At 49.2% G+C, this 21,431-nt stretch carries 12 protein-coding genes; all 12 read right to left on the minus strand.

Annotated elements, in window-relative coordinates; translation table 11 throughout:
- Window positions 1-67: 67 nt before the first annotated feature.
- Window positions 68-1,033 (minus strand): hypothetical protein, encoded by a 966-nt coding sequence (locus NFR62_RS07420; RefSeq protein ID WP_251616899.1) that lies wholly within the window; start codon window positions 1,031-1,033, stop codon window positions 68-70.
- 74 nt (window positions 1,034-1,107) lie between these two features.
- On the minus strand, window positions 1,108-2,346 hold the full coding sequence (locus NFR62_RS07425; protein WP_251616902.1) for an acetate/propionate family kinase: 1,239 nt from the start codon (window positions 2,344-2,346) through the stop codon (window positions 1,108-1,110).
- Window positions 2,347-2,399: 53 nt separating this feature from the next.
- Window positions 2,400-3,413 (minus strand): phosphate acetyltransferase, encoded by a 1,014-nt coding sequence (gene pta / locus NFR62_RS07430; protein WP_251616904.1) that lies wholly within the window; start codon window positions 3,411-3,413, stop codon window positions 2,400-2,402.
- Window positions 3,414-3,533: 120 nt separating this feature from the next.
- The gene (locus NFR62_RS07435; RefSeq protein ID WP_251616906.1) at window positions 3,534-4,058 is read right to left on the minus strand and encodes a manganese efflux pump; all 525 of its coding nucleotides are present in this window, start codon (window positions 4,056-4,058) and stop codon (window positions 3,534-3,536) included.
- A 172-nt stretch (window positions 4,059-4,230) separates the two neighbouring features.
- Window positions 4,231-4,872, minus strand: coding sequence for a hypothetical protein (locus tag NFR62_RS07440; protein ID WP_251616908.1), 642 nt, complete (start codon window positions 4,870-4,872; stop codon window positions 4,231-4,233).
- Window positions 4,873-4,944: 72 nt separating this feature from the next.
- On the minus strand, window positions 4,945-7,896 hold the full coding sequence (locus NFR62_RS07445) for an ABC transporter ATP-binding protein/permease (RefSeq protein WP_251616914.1): 2,952 nt from the start codon (window positions 7,894-7,896) through the stop codon (window positions 4,945-4,947).
- Window positions 7,893-10,190, minus strand: coding sequence for an ABC transporter ATP-binding protein (locus tag NFR62_RS07450; protein WP_251616917.1), 2,298 nt, complete (start codon window positions 10,188-10,190; stop codon window positions 7,893-7,895). Before NFR62_RS07450 ends, NFR62_RS07445 begins: the two co-directional genes overlap by 4 nt.
- Before the next feature lie 294 nt (window positions 10,191-10,484).
- The gene (rsmI, locus tag NFR62_RS07455) at window positions 10,485-11,285 is read right to left on the minus strand and encodes a 16S rRNA (cytidine(1402)-2'-O)-methyltransferase (protein ID WP_251616920.1); all 801 of its coding nucleotides are present in this window, start codon (window positions 11,283-11,285) and stop codon (window positions 10,485-10,487) included.
- Between the two features lie 300 nt (window positions 11,286-11,585).
- Entirely contained in the window at window positions 11,586-12,239 is a 654-nt protein-coding gene (locus NFR62_RS07460) for a tRNA1(Val) (adenine(37)-N6)-methyltransferase (protein WP_251616923.1), read from the minus strand.
- Entirely contained in the window at window positions 12,236-13,576 is a 1,341-nt protein-coding gene (gene tilS / locus NFR62_RS07465) for a tRNA lysidine(34) synthetase TilS (RefSeq protein ID WP_251616925.1), read from the minus strand. Before tilS ends, NFR62_RS07460 begins: the two co-directional genes overlap by 4 nt.
- 72 nt (window positions 13,577-13,648) lie before the next feature.
- Complete coding sequence (gene rpoC, locus NFR62_RS07470; RefSeq protein WP_251616927.1) at window positions 13,649-17,230, minus strand: DNA-directed RNA polymerase subunit beta'; 3,582 nt, start codon at window positions 17,228-17,230, stop codon at window positions 13,649-13,651.
- An 18-nt stretch (window positions 17,231-17,248) separates the two neighbouring features.
- Window positions 17,249-21,175 carry a DNA-directed RNA polymerase subunit beta gene (gene rpoB / locus NFR62_RS07475; protein ID WP_251616929.1) on the minus strand — a complete coding sequence of 1,309 codons (3,927 nt, stop codon included), beginning with the start codon at window positions 21,173-21,175 and terminating at the stop codon, window positions 17,249-17,251.
- Between the last annotated feature and the right edge of the window lie 256 nt (window positions 21,176-21,431).

A 21,431-nucleotide genomic window follows, 5' to 3' on the forward strand; every position in this document is an offset into this window, starting at 1 on the left:
CCACACGTTAATGTTTTTTTCGTGTGGATTTTTGCGATTTTACGTTTGCAATAAAATTCTTACCAAATTATTCTTCGGGTTCGTTCCCGTCCGAATCGAGCTCGCTTGCCTGTTTCGTTTCAACGTCGGCGCTGTTGGAAACTATCATAGCCAACGACGGCCACTTATTGTGGCATAGCACGTCCAATTCTTCGCCTACTTCGTAAAAAATTCTGCTGTACGCCGTTTTTTCCACTCCGTCAACGTCTAAGCGCACCTTATAGGTAATCGACGTAACGCGGCTTGTTCTGCGCGACGACGAATAGCCGACCGAGCTCGACATAGTGCACGACAACACTTTACCTTTCCTTTTAATGCTCGAATTATAACCTTTTCCGGACATTGAAATCTTTTGACGAACGGCAACCGTGATTCCGGCAATAATTATTATACCCGCAAAACCGCCCAAGCAGACAAATGCCGCAACATGATAGCCAAGCATAATAAAGAGCGGAAATCCCGCAAAAAGGGCAAGCAACACACCCAAAAACACAAAACCGAATATTTTTTCTTTTTTACCCGAAGAACGGTAAGCGTTTTTAACGTGCGATATTTGGTGCACCGCCATTGCAGCTCGGTTTTCCGCGCCGTAAGTCGAATTTATGCGGGCGAGCGTTTCCGCCTCCTCTTGCGCGCCGACTCCGTATTGCTTTTCGGCGGTTTTCCCGTTTTCGGATGCTCCGTTCTCCTCGTCGGGTTCTTCTTCGTCATCGCCGGTTTCGTCGTTCGAGCTATCAAACTCTTCTTCATCGGAAACTTCATCGGAGCCGTTCGACTTATCGGAATTTTCGTCGGTTGAATAGCTTTTTCCCGTTTTCGTGCCTACGAACATATAAACTACCGAACCGACCGCAACCAAAAATTCGCCGCCGAATAAAATCGCCACTGCGGCTATTCGCATGGCGTAAATATCCATAACCGAACCGATTACCATACAAAGCACAAATAGCCCGATGGGAAGCAATCCAAAAAACAACAAAGTCTTTCTTTCCATATCCCACGCACTCCGAACCTATCGACAATAAGAAAAAATGTCCGCTCATGCAAGACATTTTTCTTATTCGAAATTTATTTTTTGCAATAAATGTAATCCGTTTTTTTGCCGTCGCAATTTTCGACAAGCTCTTTCGTTTCTCTTGCAATAACAAGCTCTTCGTTGGTGGGAATTATGAGCACGCGCACGCGAGAATCGGGCGCGGATATATCGCGCGATATTCCCCTTTCGCCGCTGTAATTTTTCTTTTCGTCGAGTTTAATGCCGAAAAACTCCATGTTTCCCGCCACGCGCGACCGAACTTCGGGAGTATGTTCTCCTACGCCTGCGGTGAACACAAGCGCGTCTATTCCGTTCATTGCCGCAATATACGCCCCCACATAACGCTTAACGGTGTAGCCGAAAACGTCGAGAGCCAAAATCGCCCGCTCGTTGCCTTTTTCCGCCGCCGCAGTAAGGTCGCGGAAATCGCTGGAAACACCGCTAAGCCCCGCCATACCCGACTTTTTGTTGCACACGTTTAAAACTTCGTGCACACTCATGCCCGTCTTACCCATAAGGTATTCCACAACCGACGGGTCTATATCGCCGCAACGGGTGCCCATAGGAACGCCTTCGAGCGGCGTAAAGCCCATGCTCGTGTCCACGCATTTTCCGCCGTCTACCGCACTAATCGAAGAACCGTTGCCCAAATGGCAAGTAACAACCTTTATATCTTTAACGTCTTTGCCGAGAAACTTTGCCGCTTCCGCCGACACGAATTTGTGGCTCGTGCCGTGAAAACCGTAGCGGCGCACTTTATAGTCGGTGTAATATTCGTAAGGAAGCCCGTACATATACGCCTTTTTCGGCATTGTGTGGTGGAACGCCGTGTCGAACACAAGAGCCATAGGCACGTTCGGCATAGCCTTTTTGCACGCCTCAACACCTATGAGGTTGGCGGGTTGATGAAGCGGCGCAAGTTCCCCGTTGCGGCGGCAAATATCCATAACTTCGTCGGTCACGAGCACCGATTCCGTAAAGTCTTCGGCGGAATGAACCATTCTGTGCCCCACAGCGCCTATCTCGCTCATGCTTTTAACAACGCCGTGCTCGGGGCTTACGAGCGCTTCGAGCACAAGGCGGATTGCCTCGTTGTGGTCGGGCATAGGCGACTTTACAACCGTTTCTTTGCCGTTAGCCTTGTGGGTTAGCATGCTTCCGTCTATGCCTATGCGTTCGCATACGCCTTTTGCCGAAACCGTTTCGGTTTGCATGTCTATAAGCTGATATTTAAGCGAGCTGCTGCCCGCGTTTATAACAAGTATCTTCATATTTTCCGACTCCTCTGTCTTTTTTTATTTACATTTTAAAGCGGTTATAAAAATTATTTAAGCGTGTTCAAAACCACAACGGCTACAACCGAAACAATATCTTCCACCGAACAACCTCTGCTAAGGTCGTTTACGGGTTTTGCAAGCCCCTGAATAAGCGGACCGATAGCTTCCGCTCCGCCCAAATATTGACTGAGTTTGTACGCGATATTTCCCGCGTTGAGGTCGGGGAATATGAGCACGTTGGCTTTGCCCGCAACGGGACTGTTGCCCTTAACCTTTTTCTCCGCGACGCGAGGCACAAGAGCGGCGTCGCCTTGCAGCTCGCCGTCAACGAGCATATCGGGATATTTTTCTTTGATTTTGGCAAGCGCGCCCGTAACTTTATCAACAAGCGGGTCTTTCGCGCTTCCCTTAGTGGAAAAGCTGAGAAGCGCCACGCGCGGTTCGTTAAAGCCGCAAACGTCGCGCGCGGTTTTCGCGGTGCTGTACGCAATATCCACAAGTTGTTCTTCTGTGGGGTTGGGAATAACGCCGCAATCGCCGTAAACCAAAACGCCGTTTTCGCCGTAAAGCTTAGAGGCGGGATTTTCTTTGGGAAGCGCTATAATAAACGAACTCGAAGCGCTGCCTATGCCGGGAGCGGTTTTTATAATCTGCAACGCGGGGCGGAGCACCGCGCCAGTAGAATTAACGGCGCCCGCCACCATGCCGTCGGCGTCGTCGGCTTTGAGCATAAGCGTGCCGTAATAGAGCGGGTCGGCGGCAATTTTCAAAGCATCTTCGCGCGTCATGCCCTTAGCCTTTCTAAGCTCGTAAAGAAGGTTCGCATAAGACTCGAGCTTGTCCGACTTTGCGGGATTTATAATATTAAAGCCGCCGAATTTAACGTCGGGACAAAGCTTTTTCATTTCAGCCTCGTCGCCGAGCACGGTAATGCGAGCCATTTTTCTTTCGGTAATGAGCGCGGCGGCACGAACGGTGCGCTCGTCGGTTCCTTCGGGAAGCACTATGTGGCGGTTAAGCTTTGCCGCGCGCGCCCGAATGGAATCCATAATTTCAGACATTGTTTTTATCTCCCTTTAACTAAATATTTTTTCCGCATATTATTATACTACCGCAGAAAAAATTTGTAAAGGAATTTCAACCAACTGCCGTTTCAAGCGCGCTCATGCAAAGCCCGTGTGTCACAGTATTTTTTCGACGGCGAGAATTACGAGCGCAAGCCCGGCAACTATGTTGCCCGTTCTTCCGCTTTTCACCCCTCTGCCGCCTTTCGCCCCGAAAAACAAAGCAGTCGCCGTAAAAACAAAAGTGCACGCTGTGGTGCACACTATTGCCGCCGCTGTCGCCATATTTGCGAACCCCGCCGCCAAACCGTCTACCGACAACGCAGAACCGAGCGCCGCTCCTTCCGGCACTGAAAGTCGTTTGTCTTGATTGCAGTCGGCTCGCAGCGAATCGCCGCCCGTGTCGGCAAGTTTCAACAGCCCGAACACGGCGAGAAGCGTAAACGAAATGTATTTTCCTACGGCTTCGGGAATAAACGGGGCGCTCAAATTGCCCGCCGTCATTCCTACGGCGATAAAAGCCGCCGAAACCGTTGCGGCAGCGACGGCGCCCGAAAGCGGCACTTTTAATTTAGACGCACCCGCAGAATATCCGCACGCAAGAGCGTCGGCACTCACGCTTAGCGAAAGTATAATACTCATTGCAAAAATGTTCATCAATACCATTGTATGCAAAGAGCGGATTGCGTTTACGTTCTTTTAATTGCAAAATACTTAGACTAAAATTTTTGACGCTCCGCCGCCGCAATGAAAAAACGCGGCGCTTTTTATTGCTTTTTATATGTTTGAGTATTCGGAGCTCAATCGTTAAAACTCAGCCGTCGCACAGCACTGTTTTTCTGCCGCTGAGCGCGGAAAGCACAAGGCTTTCGCGCCGTTTCTTTTTGCAAAAACGAAGCCTAACATATCGGCGCGACACAGATTTCGGCTTTCCCGGCACCGTTCCGCGAGTAGTTACGGCAAGCGAATTAGCCGAGCGCGGAATAAAACGGTAGTCCGAAACCGAAACGTGAACGTTTTCGAAATTGCGCGTCGCGCGGCGAAGCATGGCAAGCATTCCCATTTTTGCGGCGGTAGAATACGCGATTCCGTCGAGGTTGAGCCACGCCTCCGTCGTGTCGTCGTTAAGCGCGGCGGCAAGCAAAACTCCGCGAAAATAAAAGCGCGACAGCGAGCCCATTTTTTTATCGAGCGACACTTTAACGCCAACTCTGCGCAACAGCTTTCCCGCGCTTTCTGCCGACAGCGGAGCCTGAGCTTTGAGCGCCCGAGTATACGAAAGGTATTCCCCCACCCGCATATCGGCATACGGAATATCGCCGAGCACCATGCAAATTTTACCGTTTAAGCTGAAATCGGCGAGAACGTCGCAATTATCGGCAACCGCCGCTCCCTCGTGAGGCGAGCGAAACAGCTTTCTTTTTTCTCGGATATTTCCGATATAATAAGTTATCACAAAAAAACTCCTCCCGTATTCACAATACGGAAGGAGTATCGACTCATAGCCGAATTTTATACCTGCAATCCCCTATATATCGTATTTGGCAAGAATCGCGCTCGGCGATTTTCTGAGCAAAGACAATACGGGAATAATTCCGAAGAATAAACTTACTCCGAGCAACAAAACAAGCACGCAAAGCGCAAGCCAAAACGGATAGTATAAAACCGTTGCCATAATCGCCGACGTGCCGAGACACGCCATAAATAAGCTCATGAGCAAATAGCCTATAAACACCGTGAGCATTGTGAGCACGAGCGCCTCTATAAAGAATTTGAACACAAGGTTCTTTTTCGAAGCGCCGATAGCCCTATATATTCCCACTTCTTTAACGCGAATCATAAACGACGAACGCATCATAAAGTACATGCAAAGGCTCATAAGAACAAGCGTAACTACAAGCGATATTAGGTTTCCTATAATATCGAAACGGCTGTCTTTTATTATGTTTTCATAAATATCTTCGGGCGTGACGAGCGCGGGACGGAAATCGTCCGGCGTAGAAATATTCGAAAACTCTCTATTTAAATACGCTTTCGTTTTTTCGGGGTTCGACGAATGCACAACGGTATAGTATCCGTTTTTATAATAATAGCCTTTATCGGCGGAATCGGGAGAATAAAACCCGTGACTCCCTGCGGTTTCGTGAGTTTCACCTATGCGCTTGCTAAGCTCTATATAGTCGGCATCGTTCACAAGATAGCCGAACGGCTTTGTTTTATTCAAAGCGTCGAACTCTTTGCCGAACTCTTCGGTTTTTCTGACATACTCTTCGCGCAACGCTCCGTCTACCCCGCCGCTCGGAGAAATCCACTTAGCATATGCCTCGCTATGTGTCGGATATTTTCCCGTTCGGGCTTTTTCTTTGATTGCATAATAATACATGTCGGCGTCGCTTCCGAAATATAACGGCCCCGCACTCTGAGCTTTGGTCAGCTTAGCTTCAAGCACGCCTTTTTCAATATACAACCAAGACATATAATCGTTTTCGAATTTATACTCGCCTTGCATAAATTCGTCTAAATATTCAAAATAGTAGTCGTAATAATCGAATACATACAGCTCATAAGCTTGGTCGTAGGTCAAATCTTCGCTAACAAAGCTTTCGAAAAAATCATACTCTATCATTCGCTTATGCCCGTTAAACTCCAACCAAGCGTCGTATTTTTCGTCGAGCCGTTGAATTTGAGTAAGATTAAAAGTTTTACCGTGAATTTTGATTTCGTCGCCGACGCGAAAAGAATTGTTTTCGTAAGATTTAGTTATGTTGCACTGCAACGCTTCGCCGCTTTCAAGCTCTATTCCCCATTCGGACGCGCGCAAAACATAAGTTTCTATATCCGAAAAAGTTTTTGCCGCAAGAGCAAACTCCGACGCGAAAACAACCGCCTCGTCGGATTTTACTATTCCCACTATTCGCGGGTTTTTGCCTTTCAACGAGAGCGAAGCGGTGGCGAGCCCGAGCAAATCTTTATATTCGGCAATGAACCCCACAGTAGACTTTTCTAAAACGTTATCTGCGGCGGCGGTTGTGAGCACAATTTCGTCCGAATTTAACCCCTCTTTTTTGCCGAGCACAAGCGGCAAACTCCTGCACATCGATTCGCCCATAATAACGGCGTTTGTTGTAAAGCTGTCGGAACTGCCGTAAGAATCGAAAGTCTCGAAAAACTGCGTGTAAAACCTCAGGGTAAACTCGTTGTAAGGCATAAAACTGTCGCCGAGTTTTATATAGTCTATCCCCGTATCGGCGCTTCCTACGGATTTTAAAAGCTTTTCCGAAGTTTCGCCGCTGTCGGTATACATATAAAACGTGTTGTGACTGTACGCCTTATCCGCCTTTATAAGGTCGTTTATTGCGGTGCCGAAAAACGCGCTCACAAGCACGAATATTGCGGCGAAAAGCCCCATGCAAATTCTGAAAAACTTTCTGCCGCGCTTGCCCTTTTTAAAGTTCGCCTTATACCCCGACTTTATAGACGAACCTAACGAAAACAATTTTCCGCAACGCGCGCTTTCCACAGGCGGCAAAGCGCTCATGTCTATATTTTCGGAGCCTCTGCTCTTTTGCTCGCCGTGCTTAAAAACTCCTTCGCGGAGTTTAACCTCGCTTGCGGAATCGAGCACCTGAACTTTGGGCGTGTTTATTTGAATATACATTTTACCGCCGCTGTTCACTATTTTAAGTTTAAGCGGCGACTGCGGAGCGTCGCCGTAATATTCTATTTCGGCGTTCGCGCCCGTTATTTCGCACTTATCGAGTTCGCCGAGAAATATATCGTTTTTATCGCGCGCAGAATACCCGCCTATTGCGTCGTTGCGGCGCACGTCGGCGACTTTTCCGTCGCTGAGTTCTATAACGGTGTCGCAATAGTAATCCACAAGATTAGCCTCGTGCGTAACCAACAACACCAAATGCTCTTTCGCTATTTGTCGCAAAAGTTCCATTATAACCACTGTGTTAGCTTCGTCGAGGTTGCCCGTAGGCTCGTCGGCAAGAATTATTTTCGGATTTTTAACTATGGCTCGGGCAATGGCTATTCTTTGCTGCTGACCGCCCGAAAGAGTGTCGGGCGTGCGTAAACGGTATTTTTCCATTCCCACGTTTTTGAGCGCCGCCACAACTCTTTTTTCGATTTCGGCTTTGTCGGACATTCCGCACAGCCTGAGCGCGTCGGCAACGTTATCGAAACAATTTTCCTCTTTGTTTAAGTTGTAATTTTGGAAAATGTAACCCATATACCGATTGCGGATGTCGTCGGTATTTTTGCGGATACTGCTTCCCTCCACCGTAAGCTCGCCCGACGAGAAGCCGTCAAGCCCGCCTATAACGTTTAAAAGAGTTGTTTTGCCGCAACCGCTCTTGCCGAACACAGCCACCATTCCGCGCTCGGGGAGTTCGAGGCTTACGTCGTTTATAACGTGAATTTCGTTCTGCTTGCCCTTGTTGAAGAATTTGTGCAACGATTTTATGCCTATCATTCCGCCGAACCTCCTTTAATCGATTTTTTAACATTCTCGCGGAAGAGTTTTCCTATCTGCTTACGGGTTACTCTCAACGTGAGCAGAAGCATTCCCACTATTATAAGCGCATATTGCCATGCGTGCAAAAATGTGAAAAATCCGTTTAACAGCGGCGTTAAAAACACCGTTAAAGCCGCCGCGAGCAAAAACGCATAAGCGGGCAAAAGCGACAGAAACATTCGCGCGTATATTCCTATTCGCACAACTGCGGCGGGTATGCCCATAGAGCGCATAATTCCCATATCGCTTTTAAACGCCGCCATAGAGCGACTTGTGCACAAGTTCACCACGAACGCCAAAAAAACAATAGCTATAAGCCAAATAAGCAGCATAACAACGTTCAGAACTGTACTCAGAATTTTTTCGTACGCGTCCGGCTCGAAAGTTGTGTCGGACGGCACGGCTATGTAGCCCGCGCTTTGCAGTTTGGCGGCAGCGGCATGAGCCGCTTTGTCCGAAGAATAGAAGAGCGACGCTTGCCTATACGATTTCGCCAAAATCTCTTCCGCTATTTCGTAAAACGTGGAAACCGACACAAACGCAGCCGAACCGAACACGTTGTCGGCTTCTTGCGGAGGCTCGAAAGTTATTTCGTCGTTCAAAAATATTTTGGAATATAATTTTTCCGTGCTTTGCTGCGTTCCGTAGTCGTAATTTTTATAGTATACCATTAAATTTGCATGTATCGAAATATCGTTGTCGTATCTTTTAATTATAGACTCCAACATGTCGTCTTTTATGTAAAGCTCTCCGTCTTTCAAATCGAACGACGGAATAACGGTTCCGGTACTTGTGGAAAATTGACTGCCGTCGGGCAGAATTACGCTTACCGAAATGTTAGGGCTCAAACGTTGCGACAAGTAATATAAACACGTTACGGCGCGAAAACCGTCTTTCGTGAAAATCATTTTCGCGTCTTTCGTATTGTCGTAAAAATATTTTACGCCGCAAACCGACAGCGTAATATCTTGCAACTGTATGCTTTTAATCTTAACTTCCTTTTTGCCGAAATAGGGTTGCCACGATATAGGCAAATAAAGCAAAACTTCGTTATTCGCTTCGGGTTCCCGCCCGACGATATTTTTGCCTAAATGCTCGCCATAGCTAAACTTAAACGGCAATCCGTTTTCCGCTTCTGAAACGTAAACGTAGTTCGACATGCCGTAGTCAAGCAAAAGGTCGTACATAAGGTAACTGTTTGCGCCGTAATCCTCCGAAATCGTTTTAACGTCGTCTTCCGAGAAGACTTTGCCCGAATTGCTTGCAATAACGACTCTACCCTCTATATGCTCGAACATGTAATTCTTTTCGAATAAGTTTATGCTGTCGCCGCAGACGGAAGTTACCGCAAAAATCGCCACAGTGCCGATTATTAAAAGCACGCATATAAAAACCGACAGCTTCGGCTTTGCCGCAAAAAGCGTGCCGCCGAGCGAAAACCCTTTTTTAAACGCGGCGATTCTTGCTTTTCGCTTTTTCGCCCGTTCGGAAATTTGCCCGCTTTCGGACTGTTCGGCGCTCTCTCCGCTTTCGGTGTTCGCGTCCGCATTTTCGGTTTGCGCGCTCGCTGTGGTGGCAATACGATGGTCGGATTCGACGGCGCCGTCGTATATACGAACGTGACGGGTTGCAAAATGCTCAACCTGTTCGAAGTTGTGAGTAACCACTATTAAAAGTTTGTCTTTCGATACCTCGCGCAACAGTTCTATTATCTCTTCGCTCGTTTTGGAATCGAGGTTGCCCGTAGGTTCGTCGGCAAGAATTATGGGGCTGTCTTTGGCGAGCGCGCGGGCAATAACGGTGCGTTGCTTTTGTCCGCCCGAAAGTTTGCTCCCCTTTTGTTTTATTCTGTCGCCCAGCCCGACGCGGTTCAATAATTCGAGAGCGCGTTTTCTCCGCTCGCGCTTGTCTTCTATGTGCAGTAGTGCAAGTTCGACGTTTTGCAATACGGTGAAACTCTCGATAATGTTGTAGTCCTGAAAAATGAACGATATGTATTCTTGGCGGTATTGTTCCCATTCGGGTTGCAGATAGTGCGACGTAGGTTGCCCGCAAATAAGCATTTCGCCCTCTTCGTAGGAATCCATTCCGCTAATCACGTTTAAAAGGGTGGATTTGCCCGAACCGGATTTGCCCGTTACGGCAACGAACTCTCCCTTTTCGAACGACAGATTAACTCCCCTTATGCCTACCGCAACGTTACCTTCGGAAACATAAATCTTGCCTATGTCTTTCAATTCTAAAAGCGCCATTATTCCTCCAAAAAGCGACGTTTAGCTAAATTCAAAAAATATTCTACGGGAAACTTTTTATTTGCAACACAACTAAAACAACCGCAAGCGCGCGTTTGTCCCGCTATTTTACACACAAAAATATTTTACCGCACTTTCACGCATTTGTCAATAGGCAAAGCAATTAAACGATTATATTTTATCATGTTACCCCCCCCCGTCAATCGTTTGAACGCAAGTTATTGATTTTTTTGCGAACAATAAAAATAGAGCACAAATTGCGCTCTACATAAAGTTTCAACTTTTTATTTCTGCTTATAAATCAAACGTTTCTTTGTATACGTCGCTTTTGGCGACTCCCCTGTCGGAAGCCGCCTTTTTTACGGCTTCCTTTTTATCTAAACCGCGAGCTATATAATATTGAACGTGTTCGCGCACCGAAAGCGCGTTTAGCTCGCACTCCGTTTCTTTGCCCTCCAACACGAGAACGTATTCCCCTTTTTCGGTAAACTCGGGAACGTCGCCCAAAGTAAAACGCACGCACTCTTCGAACTTTTTGCTTATTTCACGAACAAGTGCCGCTTTTCGTGTTCCGAACGCCGAATAAAAACTTTCCAAATCTTTTCTGAACGAATGAGGCGAAACATAAAACGTCAGGCAACCCGAAAAATTCTTGAACGTTTCGAGGTATTTTGCGCGAGCGGAATTTTTTTCGGGCAAAAAACCGCCGAACGCAAGGCTGCGCAAATCAAAACCGCTGAGCACCGCCGCCGACACAAACGCGCAACCGCTTCCTACCAACGTATACGGAAGTCCGTTTTCTATTACGCTTTTAACGAGCACGTTTCCCGGGTCGGATATGCACGGCGTGCCCGCGTCGGTTACGAGAGCGATTTCTTCGCCGCAAGAAAGGCGGCGCACAATTTCGGCGCATTTGCTTTTTTCATTGAATTTTTGGTAGCTTTCCATAGGGGCGGTTATTCCGTATTCGGCGCAAAGTATTGCCGAATGGCGGGTATCCTCCGCAAGAATAAGCGACACGCTTTTCAGAACCTCCAAAGCGCGCAACGTTACGTCTTTTAAATTACCAATCGGGGTGCACACAAGATACAGCATTTATAAACCTCTTTTTATATACGGATAACTCAAACGGTATTCGCTCCATGCACGGGATTGCTTCGTCGCTTTCGGCTCCTCGCAATGACATAATTCCGTTGCGGTTACCGAGCGCCACATGCACCGTGTCATTGCGAGCGAGTACAACGAGCGCGGCAATCCCCGCAACAAGTTACCGAACACACTTGTCACATGCACCGTGTCATTGCGAGCGAGTGAAACAAACGCGGCAATCTCGGGCGATTCGTTCCATGCTTGGGACTGCCGCGCTACGCTCGCAGTGACACGGAACATCGCAAACTAAAAATACGTTTTCGGCTCTCTTTCCGAAAGCACGGCTATGCCCTCTTTTCCGTCGCGCATACATTCCACCATAAAAATATGTGGCGGCTTGTTTTGCGACGGACGAAGTATTTGCAATCTTTTGGGTTCTAATCTGTGCGATTTAAGCGTGCATATTACTTCGGCAAGACGCGTTATGTGGTGCACCATATAAAACTTGCCGCCTGTTGAAAGTAGCCTCGACGCCGTTTCCGCAACCTCTTTAAATGTCACCTTTTCTTCGAAACACGCGATTCTTTCGCTTTCGGAGCCGCGAGGCGCGCCGCTTCCCGCTTTCATATACGGCGGATTGCACACAACAACGTCGAAATTACCGCAAAAACGTTGCATGGGCATGTGCGCAACCGTTATATCAAGCGAATTTAGCCGCGCGTTTTCCTCTATAAGCTCGCAACACTTCTCCTGTATTTCAACTGCGGTAACAGAGCAACCGAATTTGCCCGCAAGCAAAACGGATATTATTCCCGTGCCCGCGCCCAAGTCGCACACTCGCGCGCCCTTGCTCGGCGCGGCAAAGTTGGCGAGTTCCACCGCGTCGGTGCCGAACAGAAAAAGCTCGGTATCCTGCACGAATTTCAGCCCGTGCGTTTGCAAGTCGTCAATTCTTCTCATTCGCAATCCTCGCCGATTTCCGCACTGATACGCGCAACGTTTTCGCTTCGCTCCGTGAGCTTTATTTTATCGCTTATCTCCATTCCCAAAACGGCGAGCACCTCGCCGCCGCACGCAAGCAAAATAAGCGCGTCGCGCAGCCGCGCGGGAAGCTTTTTGTCTATAAGATATTCTTTAAGCTTTTTGCTTCCGCCGCTATAAGGCGTAAATCTGTCGCCCTCTCGGCGCGAACGCAAAACGCAACCGCGCGGAATTTTATTTGCATCAAACGCAAGACTTCCCTTTTCATTGGGAAAATACGGCTTTTTCGCTCTTTCCACTTTTACTTTTTTTGCGGGCGTAATAAACTCGCAGTTCAGCGAAGCGGAAAGCTCGAACGGCACTTCCCAACTTTTTTCCGCATCTTTCTCTGCGGCGCGGTAAAACGCGATTGCGTCGTATTCATTGCAAGCAATAACGCCGTTGCCTAAGTATGCGCGCGCTCCCGACTTACGGTTTTTAAGCCGCATAACCGAATCAACAGTCGCGCAATATACATCGGAAACCACTCCCAAACGGCGCAATGCCTCGAATATATAATGCGGCGATACAAATTCGTTTTTTAAAAGCACGGCGCCGTCGCGCTCCGAAAAAGCTTCTTCTTTAAGTTGCCCCGCAATAAGTTCGTCGGCTTCGCGCGCAAATTCCGCAGTTCTGCAAATCGCTTTTTCGGCGCTCGGAAAACGCTCGCGTATGCGCGGCAAAATTTCGTGACGGATATAGTTGCGGGCATAATCGGTGATTGCGTTGGTTTCGTCGGTAACGAACGGAATTGCGTTTTGCTTAATAAACTCGCAAATTTCTTCTTTTTCGGTAGTTAAAAACGGACGGAAAATTCCGCCGCCGAACACGCTCATGCCCGAAAGACCTTTTAAGCCGCACCCGCGAAACAAGTGGAGCAGCACCGTTTCGGCGTTGTCGCGCGTGTGGTGCGCCGTTGCCACCATATCAGCCTTTCCGCTTTCGATAAGTTCCGAAAAAAAATCGCGTCGGAAAAAATGCGCCTCGCATTCCTCGCCCCGCCCCGTTCTTGCGCTCATTGCGGGAATGTCCGCAGTTTTGCAAACAAACTCCACTCCGTGTCTCGCGCAAAAACCGCGCACAAATTCGCTGTCTTGCGCCGAGCACGGGCGTATGCCGTGCTCAACGTTAGCAACGAGCAAATCGAGCTTTTTTTCGTCGCGGTAGCGCAGCAATAAAGCGAGTAGAGCCATAGAGTCTTCGCCGCCCGACACCGCCGCCGCCACGCGCTTATTTAGCGCATACCGTTCTATAAGTTGTTTTGCGTTTTCAAGCATTTGTTTTCCGATAAGAACAAAATAGGGCGCTCGTTTAATGCGGCTACCCTATTTTGCTATATTTGTTTATTTTTAGTTTTCGCTTCCGCCCGTTACGGAGTTGTCGCCGCCCGAAAGCTCTACGGGGTAAATGTTTTTATACTTGCGCATACCTGTGCCCGCAGGAATAAGCTTTCCGAGAATAACGTTTTCTTTCAAGCCGATAAGCGGGTCGATTTTGTTCTTTATTGCCGCTTCGGTAAGAACGCGCGCAGTCTCTTGGAACGACGCCGCCGAAAGGAAGCTGTCGGTTGCAAGCGCCGCTTTGGTAATTCCGAGCAACGTGTATTTCGCCGCGCCGGGACGCCCGTAGTTTTCAAGCGCTTTCGCGTTCGCTTCTTCGAACACCGAAAGGTCTATAAGTTCGCCGGGCAACAAGTCGGCGTCGCCGCCGTCCTCAACCTTAACTTTTTTAAGCATCTGACGCACGATAACTTCTATGTGCTTATCGTTTATTTGCACGCCCTGACTGCGGTAAACCGATTGAACCTCTTTAAGGATATATTCCTGAACCTCGCGTCTGCCCTTTGTGCGCAAAATATCTTGCGGGTAAATGGGACCTTCGGTTAAGGGGTCGCCCGCCGCAACTACGGCGTCGTCTTTGATATTCGGTTTAAGTTTGGCGGTGAAAGGAATCATGTAGCGGTCTTCCTTTCCTTCGTCGTTTTTAATATAAACGTTACGCACGCCGTCTTTTTCTTCTATGCGCACCTTGCCGCCGTATTCGGCGATAACGGCAACGCCTTTGGGATTGCGCGCTTCGAAAAGCTCTTCAACTCGGGGCAAGCCTCGCGTAATATCGTCTGCCGACGCTACGCCGCCCGTGTGGAATGTACGCATGGTGAGCTGTGTGCCGGGTTCGCCTATACTTTGAGCGGCTATAATGCCCACAGCTTCGCCGATTTTAACTTTGGACGAGCCCGACATATCTTTGCCGTAGCACTTGGCGCAAACGCCGTGCTTGCTCTTGCAGGTGAGCACCGTGCGGATATTAACTGCGGTAATAGCTTTTTTGCCCGTCGCGGGGTCAACCACCGACGCGATTTCTTTCGCCTTGTCTTCGGTAATCATTTCGTTGCAAGCCACGATTACCTCGCCCGTTACGGGATTAACAACGTCTTCGGCTGCAAATCTGCCGTTTAAGCGGTCTTCGAGGCTCTCGATAACTTGGTCGCCTTCCATAATCGCGGTTGTGCGGATTCCTTTGGGAGCGGCGCCGTCGAAGCAGTCTTCTTCGCGCACAATCACGTCTTGCGCAACGTCAACAAGTCGGCGGGTAAGATAACCCGAGTCGGCAGTTTTAAGAGCGGTATCCGCCAAACCTTTTCTGCCGCCGTGCGACGATATAAAGTATTCGAGTGCGGAAAGCCCTTCGCGGAACGACGAACGAACGGGAGTTTCGAGCGTTTCGCCCTGAGGGTTGGTCATTAGTCCGCGCATGCCCGAAAGCTGAGCAATCTGTTTCATGCTACCGCGCGCGCCCGACACAGCCATCATGTTTATGGGGTTAAATTCCGAAAGCGTCTTTTTGAGAGCGTCGGTAACGTCGTCGTTCGCTTTGCTCCATTCGCTTACAACGCGCTCGTATTTTTCGCGCTGCGTCATGTGCCCCATTTTGTAAAGCGTTTCGATTCTGATTACGTTTTCTTCCGCTTTATCGAGAATCGCTTTCTTCTCTTCGGGAATATTCATGTCGAATACCGAAGTGGTAATAGAGCCTATCGTTGAATATTTAAAACCGAGAGCCTTAACGTTATCGAGCACTTTAACCGTTTCGGTAGCACCCTTTAATTTGAACGTGGCGTCAACAATTTTTTGAAGTTGGCTTTTGCCCACCTTGTAGTTAACTTCGAGCGCGAACAGACTCTTGCGGTCGTTGGGGTCGCGCACGGTGAGACCCAAGTCTTGCGGAATAGCTTCGTTAAAGATTATGCGGCCTACGGTGGTCTCGATTCTCTCGTGTTCCATTACGCCGTTGATTTCTTTGTATACGCGCACCCAAATCTTGCTTTGCAATTCGATTTCTTTATTGGCGTAAGCCATTTTCGCTTCGTCTACGTCGCAGAAAATTTTGCCTTCGCCTTTCGCGCCGGGTTTATCTATGGTAAGGTAGTAGCAACCTATAACCATATCTTGCGTGGGCGAGCAAACGGGACGACCGTCGCTGAGCTTTAAGATGTTGTTGCTCGCAAGCATCAAGAAGCGGGCTTCAACCTGCGCCTCTACCGAAAGCGGAACGTGCACAGCCATTTGGTCGCCGTCGAAGTCGGCGTTAAACGCGCCGCACGCAAGCGGATGAAGTTTTATAGCTCTGCCCTCTACGAGCACGGGTTCGAACGCCTGAATACCCAAACGGTGAAGAGTAGGAGCGCGGTTAAGGAGAACGGGGTGCTCTTTAATAACGTTTTCGAGCACTCCCCAAACTTCGCTGCCAGCGCGGTCTACTATGCGTTTGGCGCTCTTTATGTTATGCGTTCTTCCCTGCTGAACGAGCTCGCGCATAACAAACGGCTTAAACAGTTCGAGCGCCATTTCTTTGGGAAGTCCGCATTGATACATTTTGAGTTCGGGACCAACAACTATAACGCTTCGACCCGAATAGTCTACGCGCTTTCCGAGAAGGTTTTGGCGGAAACGTCCTTGCTTGCCGCGCAAAAGTCCCGAAAGGCTTTTGAGTTCGCGGTTGCCCGCGCCCGAAATCGCCTTGCCGCGTCTTCCGTTGTCTATAAGCGCGTCGACGGCTTCTTGAAGCATACGCTTTTCATTTCTTATTATAATGTCGGGAGCGGAAAGCTCCATAAGCTTTTTAAGACGGTTGTTGCGGTTTATAACTCTTCTGTATAAATCGTTTAAGTCGCTTGTGGCAAATCTGCCGCCGTCGAGCTGAACCATAGGGCGAAGCTCGGGCGGAAGCACGGGCAACACGTCCATAACCATCCAAGTGGGGCTGTTGCCGCTACGCACGAACGAATCGAGAATATCGAGGCGTTTTATTGCCTTAACTTTTTTGGGACCTGTGGATTTCGCCACAATTTCTTTTAACTTTTCGTATTCCGCTTTAAGGTCTATGGTGCTTAAAAGCTCTTTGATAGCTTCCGCGCCCATGCCTACGCGAAATGCGTTTTCGCCCCATTTTTCTCTCGCTTCGGCAAGCTTCGCGTCGGAAAGAACTTGCTTGTATTCGAGGTCGGTCTCGCCCGGGTCGAGCACAACGAAGTGCACGAAATACACAACCTGTTCGAGAGCTTTGGGCGTCATGTCGAGCAATAATCCTATGCGGCTGGGAACTCCTCTGAAATACCAAATGTGCGTCACGGGAGCGGCAAGTTCTATGTGCCCCATGCGCTCGCGGCGCACCTTGCTGCGCGTTACTTCAACGCCGCACTTGTCGCATATAACGCCCTTGTAGCGAACGCGCTTATATTTGCCGCAATGGCACTCCCAGTCTTTGGTGGGTCCGAATATGCGCTCGCAGAAAAGTCCGTCTTTTTCGGGTTTTTGCGTGCGGTAGTTAATTGTTTCGGGTTTTGTAACCTCGCCATGACTCCATTCTCGAATTTTCTCGGGTCCGGCGATAGCTATTTGCATCGAATCGAAATTGTTTAATTCAAACATATACTCACTCTCCTCTCGTTACGCCTTTTTGCCTTTCTTCTTGGATTTCGGGTTATCGTCGTCGAAATCTTCGCCGAATTCCGCATCGTCGTCGAGGTCGTCAAGCTCCGAATCCGCGAACGGGTCGTCGAGGTCGTCGAACGAGAATTCGTCCTCGTCGGAGAACAGGCTTCCGCCATCGTCGTCGGCGGTAAGGTCGTCGTTGAACGCGTCGTCGCCGATAAGGTCGATTTCGTCGTCGAAGTTGATTTCGCCCGCTTCGTAATGCTTGAATCTGTTCTTCTCTTCGGGTTCGTCGAGTTCGTCTTCGATAAGGTCTTTTATTCCGATTTCAACCTTGTCTTCGGTGAGCACCTTAACGTCGAGCGCAAGAGCTTGCAATTCTTTTATAAGCACCTTAAACGATTCGGGAACGCCCGGCTCGGATATGTTGAGTCCTTTAACAATCGACTCGTAAGTTTTTACTCTGCCCACAACGTCGTCGGATTTAACCGTCATGATTTCTTGCAGGATATTCGCGGCGCCGTAAGCGTACAACGCCCACACTTCCATTTCGCCGAAACGCTGTCCGCCGAATTGCGCTTTACCGCCGAGAGGCTGTTGCGTTACAAGCGAGTAAGGTCCTGTGCTTCGGGCGTGAATTTTGTCGTCTACCAAGTGGATAAGCTTTATCATATACATGTAGCCCACTGTGGCGCGGTTTTCAAACGGCTCGCCCGTTCTGCCGTCGTACATTTGAATTTTGCCGTCTACCTTGCCTTCGGGATTCACGAAACCGTTTTCGCCGAGAAGTTTGCGAATGTCGCTTTCGTTCGCGCCGTCGAACACGGGGGTGGCAACTTTCCAACCGAGAGCTTTGGCAACAAGCCCCAAGTGAACTTCGAGCACCTGCCCGATATTCATACGCGAGGGAACGCCCAAAGGATTCAACACTATTTGAAGCGGCGTGCCGTCGGCCATAAACGGCATATCTTCTTCGGGGAGAATACGCGATATAACGCCCTTGTTTCCGTGACGTCCCGCCATTTTGTCGCCTACGCTTATTTTACGTTTTTGAGCAATATACACGCGAACAAGCTTATTTACGCCGGGGCTCATTTCGTCGCGGTTGGCGCGGGTAAACACTTTAACGTCCACCACTATGCCGCCCTCGCCGTGAGGCACGCGCAAGCTCGTGTCGCGCACTTCGCGCGCTTTTTCGCCGAATATTGCGCGAAGCAAACGTTCTTCGGGGGTAAGCTCCGTTTCGCCCTTAGGCGTAACCTTGCCGACCAAAATATCGCCGCTGTCAACTTCGGCGCCCACGCGAATAATTCCGTCTTCGTCAAGGTTTTTAAGAGCGTCGTCGCCCACGTTGGGAATGTCGCGCGTTATTTCCTCTTCGCCGAGTTTTGTGTCGCGCGCTTCGAGTTCGTGCTCTTCTATATGAATGGAAGTGAACACGTCGTCTTTAACGAGGCGTTCGGATATTAAAATTGCGTCCTCGTAGTTGTAGCCTTCCCACGCCATGAAACCTATAAGAATGTTTCTTCCGAGAGCGAGTTCTGCGTTCTGCGTGGAATGTCCGTCGGCAAGCACCTGCCCTTTGCGCACCTTTTCGCCTTTCGAAACTATGGGGCGTTGGTTTATGCAAGTGCCCTGATTGGAGCCGATAAACTTTTTAAGAGTGTAACGCGCCACGCTTCCGCCGCTTTCGAGCACCACGATTTCGTTCGCGTCAACGTAGCTGACTTCGCCGCCCTCGCGCGCTATAACCATAACGCCCGAGTCGTAGGCAATCTTATGCTCTATGCCCGTTCCCACTATGGGAGCTTCGGGTTTGAGAAGAGGCACGGCTTGCCGCTGCATGTTACTGCCCATTAGCGCGCGGTTGGTGTCGTCGTTTTCAAGGAACGGAATGAGCGCCGTTGCCACGCTTATCATCTGGCGCGGCGAAACGTCTATATAGTCTATTTCGGTTTTGTCAACTTCGGATATATCTTCGCGGTAGCGCATGAGCACACGGCTGTTCACAAAGCAACCGTTTTCGTCAAGCGGTTCGCCCGCCTGCGCCACGCGGTAGCGGTCCTCTTCGTCGGCGGGCATATATTCCACCGTAGAGGTAACTCTGCCGTTAATAACGTTGCCGGCGTCGTCGAGCACCTTTTCAACCTTGCGGTAAGGCGCTTCTATAAAGCCGTATTCGTTTATGCGCGCATAGCTGCTGAGCGACGATATAAGACCTATGTTCTGACCTTCGGGCGTTTCTATGGGGCACATGCGCGAGTAATGCGTATAGTGAACGTCGCGCACCTCGAAGCTCGCGCGTTCGCGGTTAAGTCCGCCCGGTCCGAGCGCCGAAAGTTTACGTTTGTGCGTAAGTTCGGCAATGGGGTTGCTCTCGTCCATAAACTGGCTGAGCTGGCTGGAACCGAAAAATTCTTTTATAGCGCTCGCAATGGGTCGAATGTTTATAAGGCTTTGCGGCGAAACTTCGGCTTCGTTCTGAATTTGCATGCGTTCGCGTATTACGCGCTCTAATCTTGCAATACCTATGCGGAACTGATTTTGAAGCAATTCGCCTACGCTGCGCACACGACGGTTTCCGAGATGGTCGATATTGTCAACATAACCCACGCCGTAGCGAAGTCCTATTAAATAGTTGATTGTAGCCACAACGTCGTCTACAAGCAAATGTTTTGCCACAAGACGGTCGGCGTTTTGCTTTATAAGTTCGCAAAGCGCTTTTTCGTCGCCCGCCGCTTCGTCGAGGAGTGCGCGAAGCACGGGATAATAAACTTTTTCGTTTATGCCGAGTTCGCTCGGCTCGCACGAAACGTAATTTTTAAGGTCAACGTGGCGATTTCCCATAACTATATGAACGCCTTCGCCCTCGTCGCCCACTTTAACCGCAACTTGATTTATGCCCGCATTTTGAATATTGATTGCAACCGACTCTTCGATTACGTCGCCGCTCTTCACGTACAAAACGCCGTCGGCGTCTATAACGTCTTCGGCTGCGGTCTGCCCGGCAAGGCGGGCTGCAAGCGCGAGCTTTTTGTTGTACTTATATCTGCCTACGCGGCTGAGGTCGTATTTTCTGCGGTCGAAGAATAAGCCTTCTATATATCCGCGAATACTGTCAACGTTGGGAACTTCGCCGGGACGGAGTTTGCGGTTCAATTCCACAAGTCCTTCGTCGGGCGTTTTAGCCATGTCTTTATCAACCGTTCCCACAATGAGCGGCTCGTTGTGGAACAACGCCACAATATCTTCGTCGGTGGATATGGGATAGTCGGGAGCAATCCAACTGCGCTTTTCGTTGTTGCGGAACTTTTCGTCTCCGGTAACCGACGCGAGAGTACGCATAAGAACGCTCGCCTGCACCTTGCGCATACGGTCAACCTGCACCCAAAGCACGCCCTTGTCGTCTTCGGCAAATTCGAGCCACGCGCCGCGCGACGGAATGTTGGTCGCATTGTAGTGCGGTTGTCCCGTTTTATGGTCGGGAGTGAAGTTAAAATACACGCCGGGCGAACGCACGAGCTGACTCACAACAACGCGTTCGGCGCCGTTTATAATGAACGAGCCGTTGGGCGTCATGAGCGGGAAATCGCCCATATACACTTCTTGTTCTATAACTTCGCCCGTTTCCGTCTTTATTTGGCGGACGTTCACCTTTAAAGGCGCGGCATAAGTCGCGTCGCGGTCTTTACACTCTTTTTCGGTGTATTTGGGCTTGTCTTCGAGCTTATGCCCCAAAAAATGCAATTCGATTCTGTTCGAAAAATCGGTTATAGGCGAAAAATCTTTGAACACCTCGTCGATTCCGTTTTTCAAGAATTCTTCGTAGCTCGCCTTTTGCACCTCTATAAGGTACGGCATGTCGATGACTTCTTGAATTTGCGCAAAACTTTTGCGCTCGGTGTTTCCGTATTTCACCGTTTTGATAGTTCTTTCGGCCATGTTTACTCCTCTATCCGAATAATTTTTTACATAAATAACTTTGAAAATATATACGCGCGCGTAAAAAGCGCATAACGCACAGCGATAATTATACACCGTAATTCCACGTTTTGTCAAGAATTTACCATAAAATAAATTTCGGAAAATTTTTCCGAACCCGAACAAAGCGGTTTTTCGGAGCCGAAATTCACAGCGCAAATCGGCTTGCAAACAGAAGAGTATTTGTTTCGGCATTAAAATTTTAGTTTTGTTAAAA

The organism is Pumilibacter muris, assembly GCF_943193045.1.
GTDB classification, from domain to species: Bacteria; Bacillota; Clostridia; order Christensenellales; family Pumilibacteraceae; genus Pumilibacter; species Pumilibacter muris.